Source organism: Citrobacter sp. MGH103 (assembly GCF_001034475.2).
Taxonomy (GTDB): domain Bacteria; phylum Pseudomonadota; class Gammaproteobacteria; order Enterobacterales; family Enterobacteriaceae; genus Citrobacter; species Citrobacter freundii.
In genome coordinates this window covers 3754106-3771440 of record NZ_CP073043.1, presented here as the reverse complement: position 1 = coordinate 3771440, position 17335 = coordinate 3754106, and the positions used below count along the sequence as shown (strand labels likewise).

Here is a 17335-nt window from a genome sequence, read left to right as displayed (position 1 = left end):
TTACCAGAATGAGAAAAGGTTTGAGGCAAAGTTACTGATACCCCGGCTAAAGGACTTAATGGCACGACCCGCGTTTTCAGTAACACTGGCAATGACCTTGGCAGCTGTTTTGGCAACAACCTTGCCCGCGCTATAGACGATTTCACCAATTTGCCCACCCGCTATACCACCTGCGACACCGCCAACAAACCCTCCAACGGCTGTACCAACTGGACCTAATACGGTACCAATCGCTGCGCCCAACGTGGCCCCCTCCGTTGCACCAGCAATTGCCATTATCGTGGTTATAGTGGTGTTACCGATGGCATCGAGCGCTTCCTCTCCAGTCAGTTCACCTTTGCCCAGTTTATAAAGTACCTTTGCATTCTGTATGCCCACGCAGACGATATTGGTAATTAGGCCCGCAGGAGTACTGCGTAATGCTGCGCCAAGAAAGCCGTTCTTGACAGCGACTACGACCGCTCCGGAAATAGCAACCTGTATAGCTGTTTGCGTACCGGTACGCAGCGAGCTTTCGAAAAACTCGTTGAGGTCTTCATTGGTGGATGGATTTTCACGACCGTTCAGGCGGTTCCAGGCACGCCTTGCAAGGATTCTGGCTCCCTGCATACCCACCGCAATACAGGCACCGAGCATAGCCTGTTTACCAATTTGCTTGGCAATATCAATACGATTAGTGTCATTCCAGTCGTACTGACGTGCTTCGGCATCTTGTTGAGCTTTTTTCTGTAATTCTTTTGCTTTCTCTTTAGAAAGTGGCTTAGAAGACACTCCGTCAGCTTCAATAACCTCTGTGCTGTTGGCCACATCTGCGCCTTGCCCCTCGGGAACTAGCGCTTGTTGATCGTTATAGTCGCCCCGATTGAGCTGAGTATTTGTAGCGTTTGAGTCAGCACCATATTTCGACTGATATTTGCAGACCACATTGCCGTTGCCGTCAACAATCTCAATATCAACGGAGTTTAGCTCCTGTGAACCAACAACCCGTGCACGATACGGACTGCCTTTGGTGGTTGCATCGATATTAAATGTATCGACGTGATGCTGTTCCGCAACAAGACCATCTAGATTGGGGTTTTGGTTGATATTCCCGGCCTGCGTGGTGATTGTTTTGCGCGCATTTTCGTTAGCGTCTACCAAGGCGCTATCGATAAGGCTGGCGTATTGGCCTACGTGTACCGAACCAGAAACTGCTGCATTTTTTTCTATCTCGCTAGCCAACCAGGAGGCACGGCTACGACCTTTATCCATATGCTGCTGTAATGAGTCGCGAGACTGGTTAAAGGCTTCTGTAGACCGTATTATCTGCCGACGAGTGTTTAGTAACTCTTCTTCGTTTTTCCAGATCTGTGGATATTTACGAAATTCATCATCCAACCATTGCCCCAATGGCTGATCGCCGCGAGCCTGGCAGGAGGTTACAAAAGAGCTAATAATGGATGCGGTCTGCTCTGGAGCATTAATCTCCTCTACAACTTGTAATTCTACCTGTGTGATGGAGGAAAATTCATCATCGTTAATGTTCTGTGCGAGATTATTATTTTGTTGTGTCATCATTTTTACCGTTAAATCTGCTGTGTGATATATCATCAAATGACTATGAAAATTGACGCAAATGATATTAGCCGTAATGCTAAATGCAGACTAGCGCAGCGATCACTAATATTGATTATGAACTCTATGACTGAGGTAGCCAAAATCTTCAGGTTGCCACCCGATTTGAAGCTTCTTGGCTAGTTTCTCATCAGGAATTAATTTCGGGGAAATACCGTGTTTTTAAGGCTAAAGCAACCTATCATGCAGGAAAATCCTTCTCACTGTTTTTTTTGCACAATACAAAATCTCCATATGGGGGAGCATTAATCTCCATATGAATTTCAAAAAACCTCTGAAAAAACCCTTATTTTTAGGAGGGGGGAGGCTCTACAACTCGTGGCTGTATGGCAATATCTGTAGACTGATTGGTAGCAACAACACGATGTTATGACGTTAAATTGCATGGTGTTTTGCTTAATTAATATGCAGTTTTCGTTAAGGGAATAAAAAACCGGCACGGGAGCCGGTAAGTGGAACAATGTAGGAATATAATTATTATTATAATTCAGCCAACTCAATAGGAACGGGTTTCCCTATATGGTATCCCTGTAACCAACCAATACCCATCGTAATTAGCATCTTTTCAATTTCCTCATTTTCAACAAACTCAGCTACTACTTCCATGTTTTTGAGTTTTGCTACTTCGCAGAAGGATCTGACGGCGCATCGACTAAATTCATCGGTCAGTATATTACGGATGAAGGAGCCATCAATTTTCAGAATATCTGCGTCTAATGTTCTGAGTCGTGAATAGCTTGACGCCCCTGTGCCAAAATCATCAATAGCAATTTTAGAACCGGCTTTACGTAATGCTCTCAGAACATCAGTGACATTAGCGTTGTCAATGATATCTGATTCAATGACTTCAAAAATTATACGTTTAGGTGCGATGGAATATTTTCTAAACAATGTGAAAACATTATCAAGAAAATCAATTTTATTAAGCGAGTCAGGTGTCAGATTAATGGAGAAATGACTGTTCGGGTCAGATTTCTGCCGTGACTGTATAAAACGAAATGTTTGCTCAATAACAGTGATATCCAGTGCAGGAAGTAATCCTGCCTCGCGAGCAACCGGTAGGATGGTGTCTGGAAAGATTAACTTACCATCAACCATTTTTATCCGAATAAGTATCTCGTGATAACGTGTCAGTCCCGTAGTTGAAACGATAGGCTGAACAACCAGCATCGTTGATACGATGGGTTGAGCCATAAGCTCAAACGATTTTCTGTCAATTGCTTTTTGCAACATATGACGAATGACAGCCTGACTGACAATTTTATCACCTGGCACCTGCGGGCTGAGTAACAACGGTTGTCCCTGCATTAACGAGATGTAGCTTTGGGTATTAAGATGTTTAATTGCTTGTGATAAATTTTTAATCAGGTTTTTCTCGGTGGTATATGCCACACCACAAGATAGTCCCAATTGGTAATCCTTCCAGATAAAACGAAAAGAGTTTAGGTCTTTGTAAAGAGCAGGAATGTCAGGGACAGTATTAAGGCGAAGAATTATTCCATGACCTGGTGCGTAATAAATGTTACCTGTATCCTTAATTAATTTACGTACATATGCGCTTAGCGCTTTTACAAATTCAAAACGGAATTCTATTCCATGAGTTTGCTCCAGCGTATTCAACTCTGTACAACGGATGTAACACAAGCACTCTGTTGCGTGTTTACGGATGTCCATTTGCAGGGCCTGAAAGTTAGGCAGTCCGGTATTAGGCTCTGATCTAAAAAGTTGTTTGAGGCGGCGGAGATATTTTCGGTTACGGACCACAAGTACACCGGTAACAACAATCGTAAGAGAAAAGACAAACACTATCGTGGAGGAAATCACGAGACTATGTAAATAATTATTATAGTTATCCGGCGAAATATAACTGTTTATATAATATCCCAACAGGATGAGCATTGTTACCCATACAGGGGATATAAAAGCATGGCCAATGCAGATCACTCCCCACAGCATTACTGGAAGTAACCACAGTAATGAATAGTCTGTAAATATAAGAATATCTTCTCTGATGACGATCAAAGCGGACATAATGCAGAGTAACAGCACCAGCCATAATACTTGATACAGAATAGGAGGGCCGGATTTTATCAGCGTCTTCACTTGTCTGATGTATAAAATGCACCATGCAGGGTTTTGAACGCTTCTAAGCAACAGATAACAAAAAGGGATGCCAGTCAGGCAAGAGTTCATCAACCACTGTAAGTTAATTAGTGTTTGTAGTGTAAAAAGGTTTGTGATCGGTACAGAGGCAGTGTTCGACTGGAGCCAGTGATCAATCGAGATGAATAGTAAGGCGTTGCAACACACGAGCCAGACAATACGCAGGGTTGTAAGCTGGCTACGACCAAAGCTAACCGCGCCTCGTTTACCTGTCGAGAAAAAGTAGAGTGTCTGGCTAATGAGAGCAGCCAGTAGCTGAGCCGTTAGCGTGAATACCGAAGATAAAGAGTAAGAGTAAAGGGCATACAAGAAAAAGGCACCCAAAATTGGCAGCGCCTTTTGCCGGTATAAAACCAGCAGTGCAGAAATAAGAGGTAAAGTGAGATCGTAAAAATGCAGGGTTATACCCGCAACATCCTCTTGCTTACTGAGATGACCAGCGATCAGCTGTAATGCAAAAAACGCGATGCCTACACAAAAATAGTCTCTAAATGTATTAATAAAATTTATATTTTCAGTTTTTCTTAGCAATATCATCATTCGCAATTCTCAGTGAGTTATCACCGTTCTCGATTTAAGTCATCTACTTAAAACAGGTTAGACTGGAGGTTTGAAATGTGTATTTTTGGATGTTTTCGCTAATTGAAAACCATTCTAAAATATGTTATGTAAATTTTTTAAAGGTAACCCTCGATAATTTCCGTGTGTTTCACAACGCAGGGAAGAACAATCTTTATGGCTGTGCTGATAATAAAAATTCCGTCAGTAGCCATTATTTAAGACAGAATGGACGATCGATAAAAACGATCAATATAAATCTTTTGATAGATTTTATCGATAGGTTTGGCAGATCATAAATACCACGAAAGATCGATAAAAGCTATTAAAATGTTATTTTTTAATGGTGTTTATTTCATAAATGTTAATTGAGCACTTTGTTTATTAAAAATTAACCTATGCAGGCATCCTTCTAAAGGAATTATTATGATATTGGCGGGAAAGTGAGTTTCCCCACCTTCCCACAATACACTCAATTGTTAATCATTAACGAGGTTGCTGCTGTGTCGCGCAGTGAATGCCGCCGCCGCCAGCCGCAATGCCATCAATATTCAGTTGTATAATTTCACGATCGATAAACAGCTCCTGCAAAATAGCATGGGTATTACGATCGGTGCGCTTATCGCCAAATTGTGGTGCAATGACGGCATCATTACACAGATAAAAATTGATATACCCTGCGGCAAAATCATCACTCGCATAAGTCTGGCGGATGGTAGAAGGTCCTTCCAGCGTGACGACCTTCAACCGTCGGCCTTTGGCATCCGTGGCGGCTCGTAATATGTCCAGATGACGTCGGGTGATCGCGTAATCAAAGGACGACGGATCCTGCTCAAGACCTGTCACCACCGTACCCGGATGCGTGAACCTGGCATAAAAATCTGTATGGCCGTCGGTAATATCCTTGCCGGCAATACCCGGCAACCAGATGATTTTCTCCAGACCTAGCAGTCGCTTAAGTTCTTCTTCGCATTCGGCTTTGCTGACGCCGGGATTACGGTTGGAGTTAAGCACGCAGCTCTCGGTAATAATCGCCGTGCCTTCGCCGTCTACCTCAATACCGCCACCTTCCAGAGTCAGCGCCGAGCGGATGAACTCGGTATGAACGTAATCAGTAACGAATTCAGCCACATCGGCATCACGTTCGTGCTCTTGCTTATTGCCCCATCCGTTAAAATTAAATCCCACACCGCCGAGCGCACCGCTGGCGCTTTTCACAAACACCGGCCCGGTGTCGCGGATCCACAGATCGTCTATCGGGTGAACCAGAAGATTGACCGACGGTCCGCACAGACGCGCGGCGAGTTCGCCGTCTTCTTCGCGTACCAACATATTTACGGGTTCAAATGCGGCGATGGTTTTAGCAACTAGCGCCAGGTTTTCCTGCACCACCGGTAGCAGATGAGGCTCCCAGATCTCCGCACTGGCACCAAACGCCATCCAGGTTGCCGCATGCGGTGCGCCTTCATCCGGCATTTGCCAGCGGCGGTCCTCTGTTGCGCGGGCAAATTGGCTAAAACTGATGCCTGTCATACCGGCGAGTAGCATACTCGTTGAAGTCACCAAACCTTGCCAGACGAACGAACGTCTTGTCATCATAGGATTAACCTTTACGTATATTTATCTGATATTGGATGAATAAAATAATAATAGATAGTTAATGTTCTGCGTATTTTAAATATTGAATAACAAATGAATTGATTGCGGATAAGTTTCATGCGGAATATATCACAGGAGATATTCGTTGCAATCTCTTCGTTTTATATTATGAGTGAAATTGACTACTATTAAAATTTCTCAACTATATATTTATATATAATTTATATTTATCAGCATGAACATGTGTCACGCCGTAGGCTCTGAAGCCTCGTCAGACGGGCCTTGCCGCGGATTGTGATCTGACCGATTGTTCTGTTGTATTTATTAATGCCATGAACCGTGTGGACTATAGTAAAGATGGCCGTTATTTCTCATCATTAATAACCATGAGTGGGGGATGTGAATGAAGAAGATACTGATGCTGGTCGGAGATTATGTCGAAGATTATGAAACAATGGTGCCTTTTCAGGCTTTGCAAATGCTTGGGCATCGTGTGGATGCCGTCTGTCCGGATAAAAGTCAGGGTGACTACGTTCAAACCGCCATTCACGATTTTGATGGGGCACAGACATACAGTGAAAAGCCGGGACATCGTTTTACGTTGAATGCGAATTTTGCCGAGGCGCGGGCCGCCGATTACGATGCTCTGTTGATCCCCGGCGGGCGTGCTCCGGAATATCTTCGACTGAATCCAGATGTCATTAAGCTGGTGCAAGATTTCAACACTGCCGGTAAGCCTATCGCTGCGGTTTGTCATGGGCCCCAACTATTAGCGGCGGCGGGAGTGTTAGAAAACCGGACCTGTAGCGCTTATCCGGCCTGTGCGCCTGAGGTCCGTCTGAGCGGTGGACATTATGCCGATATTGGCATTGATCAGGCCCACGTTGATGGCAATCTGGTGACGGCACCAGCATGGCCCGCGCATCCGCAATGGTTAGCTAAATTTGTTGAAGTATTAATGAAGTAAGCGACGATGAGATGAAAAAGTCGGTATAACCAGCCTGGCTATACCGACAGGATATATTACCTCTGCATGAGTGCGAACACGCCCCACCCGATATATTCCCGGGTGAAGGTAACGTGGCGTGCTGGTGAACTTCTCAGTTGCTCTCTGACTTCGACGGCAAACTCATCGTCCGGATTTGCCTTCAGCCACCGGCGCATCGTCAACCATTTTGCCGCCTCGTATCTGTCCCAACCCTCCTGGTCCGCCAGTACCATTTCAACCACGTCATAACCGAGCTGGTCGAAAGACGAAACGCGTTCTGGCAGAGAGAGGAAATCAGTCACTGAGGTCGCGCCGCAAGACTTAGCGATCTCCTCCGTTGCGGGTATCTGACGCCAGTACGGTTCGCCGATGAGCAGCATCCCGCCTGATTTGAGACTTTGTTCCAGCTGTTTGACCGTTCCGGCCACGCCGCCGGCAATCCAGGTTGCACCAACGCAGGCGGCAATATCGAATTTTTCTTCGGCGATATAACCTGTTGCATCGGCATGAATAAAACGCACGTGCTCAGCGACGCCCAATTCACTTGCCCGCAGGGTGGCTTGTTCGCTGAATAACTGGCTCATATCGATACCAACGCCGGAAATTCCATGATCGCGTGCCCAGGTGCACAACATCTCGCCAGAGCCGCTGCCGAGATCCAGGATGCGGGTTCCTGGGGCCATCCGTAAAACCTGACCTAACGTTGCATATTTCTGCGCGGTGAATGGATTATGAATGCGATGTGCGCTTTCGCTGATTGTAAAAATCTTCGGGATATCCATCTCTCTCTCCTTAGCGATTATCCAGTTGGGCGCGAACGTTGTTCAGCCCAGTGGTATTGATGCGGTAGGGCTGACCATTGACGGATTTGATCAGTTTTTTCGTTCTGAGCTTTTTGAATACATCGAGCGTGCAGTCGCAGAGCAGTAACCCTTCGCGGCTATAGCATTCGACGGAAGTGACACGACCTGATGCATCACGGACGTGAGCAATACGGCCACCTTTGGCGAGTACGTGTAAGGTACGTTGTTCCTGACGGGATAAATTCATACTGGAAAACCTGTTTAATCATCATGTGCAAAACGTGCAAACACACAGTGGTGTCCGCATTCGATTTCGGCGCATTGATAACCAGTCCGGCCTGAAAAGGTCGGTAAGCTGATTATCTGATGATTACATTCTCCAGCATCAAAGCCTCGGGTTGAGTTGATAGATATTTACCTGCTGAATCATACCAGCCTGGACGAGTAGGGGAATCGTCCTGTCGGGAAAATGTGATCTATGACTAAAAATTGCGTTTAGCTTATTTTATGATTTTTTAACTCTCAGCTAGGGAAGGTGCGAATAAGCAGGTCATTTCTTCCCAAGCTGACTCGCTGATTAAAATTTCGCGGATCTGGGCCGATTTTTTTCCCGCAAACACATCGAATCAGCCTATTTAGGCTATTTTTTCCACCATTTCTGGCGTTATTTCCGGTTTTTACTGAGATCTCTCCCACTGACGTATCATTTGGTCCACCCGAAACAGGTTGGCCAGGGTGAATAACATCGCCAGTTGGTTATCGTTTTTCAGCAGCCCTTTGTATCTGGCTTTCACGAAGCCGAACTGCCGCTTGATGATGCGAAACGGGTGCTCCACCCTGGCACGGATGCTGGCTTTCATGTATTCGATGTTGATGGCCGTTTTGTTCTTGCGCGGATGCTGCTTCAAGGTTTTTACCTTGCCGGGACGCTCGGCGATCAGCCAGTCCACATCCACCTCGGCCAGCTCCTCGCGCTGTGGCGCTCCTTGGTAGCCGGCATCGGCTGAGACAAATTGCTCCTCTCCATGAAGCAGATTACCCAGCTGATTGAGGTCATGCTCGTTGGCCGCGGTGGTGACTAGGCTGTGGGTCAGGCCACTCTTGGCATCGACACCAATGTGGGCCTTCATGCCAAAGTGCCACTGATTGCCTTTCTTGGTCTGATGCATCTCCGGATCGCGTTGCTGCTCTTTGTTCTTGGTAGAGCTGGGGGCCTCAATGATGGTGGCATCCACCAAAGTGCCTTGGGTCATCATGACGCCTGCTTCGGCCAGCCAGCGATTGATGGTCTTGAACAATTGACGTGCCAGTTGATGCTGCTCGAGCAGGTGGCGGAAATTCATGATGGTGGTGCGATCCGGCAGGGCGCTATCCAGGGATAATCGGGCAAACAGGCGCATGGAGGCGATTTCGTACAGGGCATCTTCCATGGCACCGTCGCTCAGGTTGTACCAATGCTGCATGCAGTGAATACGCAGCATGGTCTCCAGCGGATAGGGCCGTCGGCCATTGCCCGCCTTGGGATAAAACGGCTCGATGACAGCGGTCATATTCTGCCATGGCAGAATCTGCTCCATGCGGGAGAGGAAAATCTCTTTTCGGGTCTGACGGCGCTTAGTGCTGAATTCACTATCGGCGAAGGTGAGTTGATGGCTCATGATGTCCCTCTGGGATGCGCTCCGGATGAATATGATGATCTCATATCAGGAACTTGTTCGCACCTTCCCTAGCTGAGCGGTGTATGAATGTATTAAATTTATTGAATTTTCAGACATCTTCAGTAGCGGTATTGGTCGTAATGATGTGTAGTTGGTCTCACTTGCGTCACACTATAGATTAGTGATATTTAATCTTTTCTTATCTTAATTTTGTTTTATTTGATAAACAGGTCTTTATTATAAAAAGAATTTTTAATGGTGTTTGTTTTTAATTCTATTTAGGAATTTTCTTAACGTCATGAAGTGTGTATACTCAATCCTGCAAGAAGCTCTTCTGTTATCATCAAAACTATAAAAATGTCCTTAACACCCGTATTACCTCTGCCCTGTATCTCTTCTCAGGGGAGAGGTTTTTTTTCTGTATATTATTTTGATAGTCATCATAAATAGATAATTTAATATTATTGTTCTTGTTGCTTTACATTAGTGATGACGACAGATTTTTTTCTGTGAATCATACGTTACTATTGAAATAGTAACGCCATGAATCTATTTTATAGTGAATAGTGTAATTTTATATTTATTTGTAATGGTATTATATAATTTTTCTTATAACTGCCTGTTTTTCAGCGTTATGTTAATTCTCGCTTTTGAAATAATTGTGATTTTGTTCACGGATTTTAGTGCGTTAAGTGGCTATTTGTAGAGAGGTGCAAACGGTTGCATTTTGCTGTTACAGCATTCGTTCATTAAAAAATATAGCGATGGTATATCTTGTGTCGGTATTGGGTGCAAGAATCTAAATGATTTTTATTATCTCTTAGATATACGAATACCGTTTATGACTTCTGTTAGCTTAACACCATGGAAAATGCAGTAAAAACAGACAGGGAATATGATTTTATCAATCAGAACGGAGCTTTTAATCACTGGCATAATTACTGGCTTTTTATCTTCCTTTTTATAAATCGTTGTCGTAATGCCCATAAAGTCAGCATTCTGGGATGAGTGCTGATTTTATTTTGTTCTCAGATTATTCAACCCACGCTGTATGCAGGTCTTCTCTTGCAGTACCTCGTAAATGATACATTAAAGGATCTCCTGGAATGGATATTGTTGAACGCTTTATTAACTACACGAAAATCAATACCACGACCTCAAGGGAAAATGGTGCTAATGGGATAATGCCTTCTTCACCTGGTCAAATGGAACTGGCAAAACTGCTGGCAGTAGAACTTGAAGCATTAGGAATGGAAAACATTGAGGTCAGGGATACCGCTATTGTGACAGCGACATTACCTGCAAATACGGACGACGCGATCCCTGTCGTTTCCTTTTTTGGTCATCTCGATACCAGTGCGGAACAGACTGCGGACACAAAAGCACAACGTCTTCACTACAGCGGTGGGGATTTGTGTCTGAACCAGGAGCTAAAAATTTATCTGCGCGAAAGTGAATTTCCAGAACTGAAAAATTATATCGGTGATGACCTGCTGGTGACGGATGGTACCAGTCTGTTGGGGGCAGATGATAAAGCCGCCATCGCCGCGATTATGAATGCCCTGGAGTACCTTGTCGCACATCCGGAGATTAAGCATGGGCCGGTGAAGGTCGGTTTTGTTCCTGATGAAGAGCAGGGATTACGAGGTGCAAAAGCATTTGATGTTGCGGCGTTTGGGGCTGATTTTGGCTATACCCTGGACTGCTGCGGCATTGGAGAATTTGTCTATGAGAACTGGAACGCGGGTGATGCGGAAATCATCTTTACCGGCCAGTCCGCACACCCTATGTCGGCCAAAGGTAAGCTGAAGAACTCTCTGCTGATGGCGCATAAGTTTATTGCGATGCTGCCCGGAGGAGAGGCGCCTGAGTATACGGAAGGACGCGAAGGGTATTACTGGGTAAAACAACTTCAGGGTAACAGTGCCCGTACGGTACTTAAGCTGGATATCCGGGATTTTACCGAAGAGGGGTATAAGGCGCGTATGGCATATATCCGCCAGCTGGCCGTCAGCACCTGCGCGCTGTGGGGAGAAAACAGCGTGGTCTGCCATTTAACCGATCGCTATGCCAATGTGTTCAATAGCTTGCAGGGCGATGCTCACTACCCGATTGATATTGCGTTACGCGCGTATCAGAAGTGTGGCATTACCCCGCAACCTGTCGCCATGCGTGGTGGATATGATGGCGCAGTGTTATCGCAGAAAGGACTACCTTGCCCGAATATTTTTACCGGTGCCCATAACTTTCATTCGATTTATGAATACCTGCCGGTGCGTTCACTGCGGGCCGCCAGCGATGTCGTGGTAGCGGTCATTGAGGAAACCTTTGCTGAGTTCGCGCAGGGGAGAGCTCAGTCATGATTCAGGTGTTAATTGCCCTACTGGTGATCGTGGTGGTCGCGCGTCTGATCCTGAAAGGTTATCGCGCTGAACCCGTGTTGTTCATTGCTGGCCTGGTGTTGATGATTTGTACGGCGTTAACCGGATGGGGTTCTGTATTACCGAAGGGGGTTGCCAGTACGGGGATTTCATTTCTCGATCCTTTCGAGGTGATGCGCGATCTCTTTAGTACGCGTGCCGCCGATCTCGGCCTGATGATCATGGCGCTCATGGGATTTGCGCATTACATGGATCATATCGGGGCAAATGAAGCGGTTGTGCGGGTTGTGACGAAACCTTTGCGCGCGCTGCGTTCGCCCTATGTGCTTCTATTTTTCTCCTATCTGCTCGCCAGCATCCTGCAGTTGGCCATTCCATCCGCCACCGGGCTAGCCGTGTTGCTGATGGGGACGATGTTCCCCATTATGCTGGGGTTAGGGCTTTCTGCGGCCTCAGCCGCTGGGGTTATTGCCACCTCGCTTGGTGTGGCATATACCCCGACGGCCATCGATGCTATCAGGGGATCTAAAGCGGTCAATATGGATGTGGTGGAATACGTTGTTTACCACCAGGGACCCGCAGCGCTGGCAACCGTGCTGGTCGTCGGCATCTGCCATTTCTTCTGGCAGCGGCATTGCGACCGTAAAGCGGGGACGCTTCCAAGAGAAATCGGTAGCGCTGAGGTGACTGACTCAGGAAAAGCCCCGGCTTTTTATGCGCTGCTCCCGATGCTTCCGATACTGATGGCGGTGGGATCATCGGAAATGTTTGTCAGTGGTATTAACCTGAATATTATCACCATTGTGCTCATTTCGATGGCTGTTTGTATGTTGATTGAATGGCTGCGGGTGCGTGATTTAAAGTCAGTATGCGAAGGATTCAGCCATTTCCTTAAAGGCATGGGCACCGCCTTTACCGGGGTAGTTGGGCTGCTGGTTGCGGCAGGTGTTTTTGCCCACGGGATTAAAGTTATTGGTGCCATTGATCAATTAATCCTGATGGCGGAGCACGTGGGATTACCCCCATTTGCTATGGCGGTGGTGTTTGCGCTGGTGACGCTGGCGGCAGCAATTATTATGGGATCGGGTAATGCGCCATTCCTTGCTTTCGTTGAGCTGATCCCGCAAATCGCGGCAAGTATGGGCGCTAACGCTGTTGCCATGATCCTGCCGATGCAGCAGGCATCACATATGGGGCGGGCAATTTCACCGGTTTCCGGCGTGGTGATTGCCGTTTCCAGTGGGGCGAAAATAACGCCATTTGATGTGGTTAAACGTACCGCCGTACCGCTGATTGTGGGCTTTGTAACTCATACCCTGATCATCGGTATTTTCTATTAACTTCGTTTGTAACAAGCAAACTTCCGGCCTGCTAAATGTCCGGTAGTTTGCTTTTTCTGATTACAGCTCTCATCACCGCAGATGATATTGATTACTGGTGATTATTATTAACTTTTATCTTTATCGCATTATTCTTATTGGACATTGTTGAGCTATTCTGGATTAATGATTAATAAGTTTGATGTATTGTATTTGCACGTTTATTACATAGGGATAAGTTAACCTGGATCATATTTTGGCGATTTTAGTTGTAGTAATTTTTTAATAGAGTAATACAAGAATAACGTGGAATAACAATGACGATTTATTTGGGCAGGTTTAAGTGGTAAGGGATTCTGGAAGAGTTAGTACGTTACGACATCATTATCAGGATGATCTGGAAACATTTACCTGGAGTGCGTTAGTTGCAATTGGTATCGCAATAAAGGATCATAAGATCTACTCTAAAATGTCAGAGCATCTATTCATTATGCATTGGCTGGCTATTGCCAAAAAAAGAAAAATATTTTCGAAGAGTATTGTCAGTGAGCTTCAGTGGCTAATTGATGAGGGGAAGAAAAAAAGCATCAATGCACAACTTAAATTTAAAATAGAATATTTGTACGCCACGTCGAGTGGTGACGTGACAATGCAAAACGACTATTTTAAATTTACTCATACGATTGAAGTATTGAGAAATAATGGATGGGAGAGCTTTCTGCTCACTCCAGAGAAGTGGCAAGGACTTCATGAAAGTATTAAGGTCAGAAAAGGTGACTTTATCTTTATGGATGATGCCCGGCTTCAGGAGTGCTTTGGCGTGCAGGGCGAGATTGTCAAACCTTTCTGTATTCGAGTGTACGGCGATGTTGAGTTTGCAAAGTTAACGTTCATCAAACATAACCTGCCGGTTGAATTTGTGAAACACATTTCGAATGAGTTTCATTATTTCAATTTTCTTTCTGTTAAGTAATGCTTAATTGATATAGAGGAAAAATTTCTGTTTGTTCAAAGAGTAGTGATCTACTTGTGAAAGTATCGGATATATACCACGCGCAAAGGATAGCGAATGTTTACTCGAAAGTTAGTGATTACAACCGAATGGATAAGGTTGTCGGATACGTCAGACAATATGTCCATTTCTTTTCGGGGCGTTCTTGAGATCGGTGAAAGCACAGTTGTGCCAGATGACAATACACCTCTACTTCGTTTAGAAAATGACATGGCACCTATCGCCGTTGATGCGTTATCATGGGTGAGGGTGCCAGTTGAACGCCATGAAAATGTTATCGTCTATATTTTCTGAATCCGGGCTTATTAATCCATTAATAATATTAATGTCGATTTGTTCTTATTTTATCCTTCCCGGTGCAAGATGAGATGTCTGGCTGAACAATTTGTTGAGGATCACATCACGGGTGAGAGCATTTGTAGTGCGTGTACATTATAAATAATGCCAAACACCGCCACCGCGAGCAGAAAAAGAGAGGAGATAAAACCGCTGCATCTGGCAAAGCGCGCTGGTATCCAGCGTTTGAAAACCACGATGTAAAAAGACAACACCGTAACATCAAAAATAACCCACACCAGCGTTAGCGTCAGAATGCTGGTGGTGAAATCTTGCGTAATGGCAATGAACTGGGGGAAAAAAGCTACGAAAAACAAAATGTCCTTTGGGTTGGCGACCCCGGTCAGAAATCCGTGGATAAGCCCGCTGTTATCGCGCTTTCGCGCACCCAGTCCGGGTTTTGAGGCCCTGGTCTGCAGGCCGTTAATCGCCATCACTCCGATGTACAACGATCCCACAAGACCCAGTACGCCAAGCCATATCGCAGAGATTGAAACCACGCCAGCTAGCATCAGTGCAGCCAGAGCAATCAGTACTAAAGAAGCGCCGTTAGTGCCAATCAGCGTGAGAAAAGCCCGGCGATAGCCGTGCTGCGCCGCGGTGGTGGTAATCAGCGCCACGACAGGACCCGGTGTTAACAGCAGGGTTACTACGCTGAGGCTATAGGCAGCCAGTAAAGTGAAATTCATACCTGATTATCCTGATGATATTTTCCACCAGTATTCCGTTTACGTAGCGCATTGAAAAACGAATAAAACTGCGCTCTACTGTGAGTAAAACTCAACATAGAAACTCACGATGACGCTACCTCCGTTGTATGCCCTGAGGGCTTTTGAAGCCGCAGCCCGTCTGGGAACGTTCAGCAAAGCCGCTATTCAACTTAACGTGACGCCGGGCGCGGTAAGCCGTCATATTCGCACGCTGGAGGCATGGTTTGGCTGTGAGCTATTTATCCGCAGCGGCCCGCGTATCGAGATAACACCTTCTGGCCAAGGGTTAGCGCAGCAGTTGACGGCTGGGTTTCAGAGTCTGGAACACGCGTGTCATGCCTTTCGCAGCAGCAGTTATGAGCTACGGCTGAAAGCGCCGTCTACGTTGACAATGCGCTGGCTTCTGGATGTGCTGCGTCTTTTCCGTGAAGCGCATCCGACCCCGGTGATCGAAATTTCCAGCGTCTGGATGGATACCGATTCGGTATCCTTCAGTCGTGAACCGTATGACTGTGCGATCCTGTTAGGGAATGGCCATTTTGGCGACGATACCGACAGCCGGTTGCTGTTTCAGGAGTGGCTTATCCCAGTGTGTTCACCCGCACTGCTGGTGCAGGCGCAGCGCGATCTTTCTGCCTGTGAACTGATTCATCCCTCAGCGGATCGCCGAGACTGGCGTCGGTGGCTGCAACGCACTGGGAAGTTTCCGACGTTGAATCTTGCGCGAGGCAAAGTGTTCGACACCCTGGAGCAGGGTAGTCTTGCCGCGATGAGTGGTCATGGCGTGTCTGTTGCCGACCTGCTGCTAAGCCTGGCGGCCATTCAGGCAGGGATGTTGGCGTTACCGTTTAAAGATGCTGTGGCGACTGGCGAGGGGTATTACCTTGTCTGGCCAAAGGCTTCAACACGGCTCAGAAATATTGAGCTGCTGTATCGCTGGTTAAAAGAGGCTGCGCCGTGTGCCTCCTCGGCAGATCTAAACTGGCTGGATTAAGCTGTTTATTTAGCTGATTACCTATATTGATAATGGTTCTCATTATTATTGTCGTATTGTGCAGGTAATGGTAATGTTGCTTCAGTTATAAACCGTTAATCCCATTTCCTGTGCAGAAGACAGCATGAACAACACCACCGCCCTGAATGCCTCCGGACGCGTCGCTCGCACTTTCTCCGTAAGCGAGTTTATGGATTTTGGTGAGCGCTACGGGATCGATTACCGCTTTCCCCTGTTGGCACAAAGACCGGATTTGCCGTCTGGCAGCCCTGTTCTGCAAGGTGAAATTGAGGAGATGACTCTCCCCTGCGGGATGTGCGTGACGCACTCCGACGTACAGGTATTGCAACCCTACGAAACCACCTCTCGCCACGACAGTCCTCTGTATATGCTGGTGGTTCTGGAAGGCTGCGTGATCCTGACGCTTAACGGACAGGAGCATGTGGTGCGCTCCGGCATGGCGTTTAGCTCACGCCTGAGTGAGCACCAGACGATGCGTGCCCGTCATCATGCTGATTGTAAACTCCGGACATTATCGCTCGGTTTATATCCCGACGGCGCGTATCGCAAGGGGTTGCTTGAATCGTTGATGCGCGAGTGGGAAAGGTGCCAGACGCCGACGCTTATCTGGCAGGTACCGGGGTTTTTACTCAGCGGACTGCAGTACGCGCAGCAGAGTACGATTAGCCATGTTTCTCGTCAGCTGATGCTGGAAGGGCTGATATTACAACTGTTCGGTCATGGTCTCAGCATGTGTCAGGTCGAGAGCGGTAAACGTCTTGCGACGAGCGGTGAGCAGCAGCGGCTGGAGGTCGTTCGCCGACTGCTGGAGGAGAGTCCCGAAAATGACTACACCCTTAATGAACTGGCCCAACGCGCGGCGATGAGCCCCAGCAGCCTGCGCAGTAAGTTCCGTGCAGCCTATGGCTGTTCGGTATTCGACTACCTGCGCGATTGCCGTCTGGAACATGCGCGCGGCTATCTACTGGAAGGATATAGCGTACAGCAGGCGGCCTGGATGTCGGGTTATCAGCACGCTACCAACTTTTCTACCGCTTTTCGTCGCCGTTACGGCTTTTCGCCCGGCGATTTACTCAAACCTTGCTAATCCATATTTGCGTTTTACGCACGTGATTTCCTGACAATTTGGCACTGCGCATAGGCAACCTGGCATCCGGCATAGCTATCTCCGTCAGCAAA

General features: G+C 46.7%; 14 protein-coding genes. 7 read left to right on the top strand and 7 right to left on the bottom strand.

Going from position 1 to position 17335, the window contains the following annotated elements:
* The 3 genes from SK33_RS18210 to SK33_RS18200 form a co-directional block, all read right to left on the bottom strand.
* Complete coding sequence (locus tag SK33_RS18210; RefSeq protein ID WP_048219571.1) at window positions 1–1557, bottom strand: hypothetical protein; 1557 nt, start codon at window positions 1555–1557, stop codon at window positions 1–3.
* 537 nt (window positions 1558–2094) lie between these two features.
* Window positions 2095–4317, bottom strand: coding sequence for an EAL domain-containing protein (locus SK33_RS18205; RefSeq protein ID WP_048219570.1), 2223 nt, complete (start codon window positions 4315–4317; stop codon window positions 2095–2097).
* A gap of 504 nt (window positions 4318–4821) precedes the next feature.
* Window positions 4822–5934: an agmatine deiminase family protein gene (locus tag SK33_RS18200; protein WP_032948622.1), complete on the bottom strand. Its 1113-nt coding sequence runs from the start codon at window positions 5932–5934 to the stop codon at window positions 4822–4824.
* A gap of 403 nt (window positions 5935–6337) precedes the next feature.
* Between SK33_RS18200 and SK33_RS18195 the strand changes: the two genes are divergently transcribed.
* Window positions 6338–6901, top strand: a complete 564-nt coding sequence (locus SK33_RS18195; protein WP_003830885.1) for a DJ-1/PfpI family protein — start codon at window positions 6338–6340, stop codon at window positions 6899–6901.
* A 56-nt stretch (window positions 6902–6957) separates the two neighbouring features.
* Here the strand turns inward: SK33_RS18195 and SK33_RS18190 are convergent, their stop codons facing one another.
* The 3 genes from SK33_RS18190 to SK33_RS18180 form a co-directional block, all read right to left on the bottom strand.
* Entirely contained in the window at window positions 6958–7704 is a 747-nt protein-coding gene (locus tag SK33_RS18190) for an SAM-dependent methyltransferase (protein WP_048219568.1), read from the bottom strand.
* Window positions 7705–7714: 10 nt separating this feature from the next.
* Complete coding sequence (locus SK33_RS18185; RefSeq protein WP_003021255.1) at window positions 7715–7972, bottom strand: YjhX family toxin; 258 nt, start codon at window positions 7970–7972, stop codon at window positions 7715–7717.
* A 430-nt stretch (window positions 7973–8402) separates the two neighbouring features.
* The gene (locus tag SK33_RS18180) at window positions 8403–9383 is read right to left on the bottom strand and encodes an IS5-like element ISKpn26 family transposase (RefSeq protein ID WP_000019445.1); all 981 of its coding nucleotides are present in this window, start codon (window positions 9381–9383) and stop codon (window positions 8403–8405) included.
* A gap of 1106 nt (window positions 9384–10489) precedes the next feature.
* Between SK33_RS18180 and pepT the strand changes: the two genes are divergently transcribed.
* The 4 genes from pepT (at window position 10490) to SK33_RS18160 (ending at window position 14389) form a co-directional block, all read left to right on the top strand.
* The gene (gene pepT / locus SK33_RS18175) at window positions 10490–11746 is read left to right on the top strand and encodes a peptidase T (RefSeq protein WP_003021259.1); all 1257 of its coding nucleotides are present in this window, start codon (window positions 10490–10492) and stop codon (window positions 11744–11746) included.
* Entirely contained in the window at window positions 11743–13104 is a 1362-nt protein-coding gene (gene dcuC, locus SK33_RS18170; protein WP_048219566.1) for a C4-dicarboxylate transporter DcuC, read from the top strand. The genes pepT and dcuC overlap by 4 nt, the downstream gene beginning before the upstream one ends.
* A 322-nt stretch (window positions 13105–13426) precedes the next feature.
* Entirely contained in the window at window positions 13427–14056 is a 630-nt protein-coding gene (locus SK33_RS18165) for a DUF2913 family protein (RefSeq protein ID WP_032937024.1), read from the top strand.
* Window positions 14057–14152: 96 nt separating this feature from the next.
* The gene (locus SK33_RS18160) at window positions 14153–14389 is read left to right on the top strand and encodes a hypothetical protein (RefSeq protein ID WP_003838687.1); all 237 of its coding nucleotides are present in this window, start codon (window positions 14153–14155) and stop codon (window positions 14387–14389) included.
* A 101-nt stretch (window positions 14390–14490) separates the two neighbouring features.
* Here SK33_RS18160 and SK33_RS18155 read toward each other — a convergent pair whose 3' ends face one another.
* Complete coding sequence (locus SK33_RS18155) at window positions 14491–15120, bottom strand: LysE family translocator (RefSeq protein WP_016149658.1); 630 nt, start codon at window positions 15118–15120, stop codon at window positions 14491–14493.
* 109 nt (window positions 15121–15229) lie between these two features.
* On the opposite strand from SK33_RS18155, the gene SK33_RS18150 reads away from it, so the two are divergent.
* Together SK33_RS18150 and SK33_RS18145 are read left to right on the top strand one after the other, a co-directional pair.
* Window positions 15230–16135: a LysR substrate-binding domain-containing protein gene (locus SK33_RS18150; RefSeq protein WP_048219565.1), complete on the top strand. Its 906-nt coding sequence runs from the start codon at window positions 15230–15232 to the stop codon at window positions 16133–16135.
* A 124-nt stretch (window positions 16136–16259) separates the two neighbouring features.
* Window positions 16260–17243, top strand: coding sequence for a helix-turn-helix transcriptional regulator (locus tag SK33_RS18145; RefSeq protein WP_048219564.1), 984 nt, complete (start codon window positions 16260–16262; stop codon window positions 17241–17243).
* Window positions 17244–17335 lie beyond the last annotated feature (92 nt).

Excerpts from the sequence above, each read along its gene's own strand:
- SK33_RS18210 (WP_048219571.1), bottom strand. The coding sequence starts at position 1,557 with ATGATGACACAACAAAATAATAATCTCGCACAGAACATTAACGATGAT.
- SK33_RS18205 (WP_048219570.1), bottom strand. The coding sequence starts at position 4,317 with ATGATGATATTGCTAAGAAAAACTGAAAATATAAATTTTATTAATACA.
- SK33_RS18200 (WP_032948622.1), bottom strand. The coding sequence starts at position 5,934 with ATGATGACAAGACGTTCGTTCGTCTGGCAAGGTTTGGTGACTTCAACG.
- SK33_RS18195 (WP_003830885.1), top strand. The coding sequence starts at position 6,338 with ATGAAGAAGATACTGATGCTGGTCGGAGATTATGTCGAAGATTATGAA.
- SK33_RS18190 (WP_048219568.1), bottom strand. The coding sequence starts at position 7,704 with ATGGATATCCCGAAGATTTTTACAATCAGCGAAAGCGCACATCGCATT.
- SK33_RS18185 (WP_003021255.1), bottom strand. The coding sequence starts at position 7,972 with ATGAATTTATCCCGTCAGGAACAACGTACCTTACACGTACTCGCCAAA.
- SK33_RS18180 (WP_000019445.1), bottom strand. The coding sequence starts at position 9,383 with ATGAGCCATCAACTCACCTTCGCCGATAGTGAATTCAGCACTAAGCGC.
- pepT (WP_003021259.1), top strand. The coding sequence starts at position 10,490 with ATGGATATTGTTGAACGCTTTATTAACTACACGAAAATCAATACCACG.
- dcuC (WP_048219566.1), top strand. The coding sequence starts at position 11,743 with ATGATTCAGGTGTTAATTGCCCTACTGGTGATCGTGGTGGTCGCGCGT.
- SK33_RS18160 (WP_003838687.1), top strand. The coding sequence starts at position 14,153 with ATGTTTACTCGAAAGTTAGTGATTACAACCGAATGGATAAGGTTGTCG.
- SK33_RS18155 (WP_016149658.1), bottom strand. The coding sequence starts at position 15,120 with ATGAATTTCACTTTACTGGCTGCCTATAGCCTCAGCGTAGTAACCCTG.
- SK33_RS18150 (WP_048219565.1), top strand. The coding sequence starts at position 15,230 with ATGACGCTACCTCCGTTGTATGCCCTGAGGGCTTTTGAAGCCGCAGCC.
- SK33_RS18145 (WP_048219564.1), top strand. The coding sequence starts at position 16,260 with ATGAACAACACCACCGCCCTGAATGCCTCCGGACGCGTCGCTCGCACT.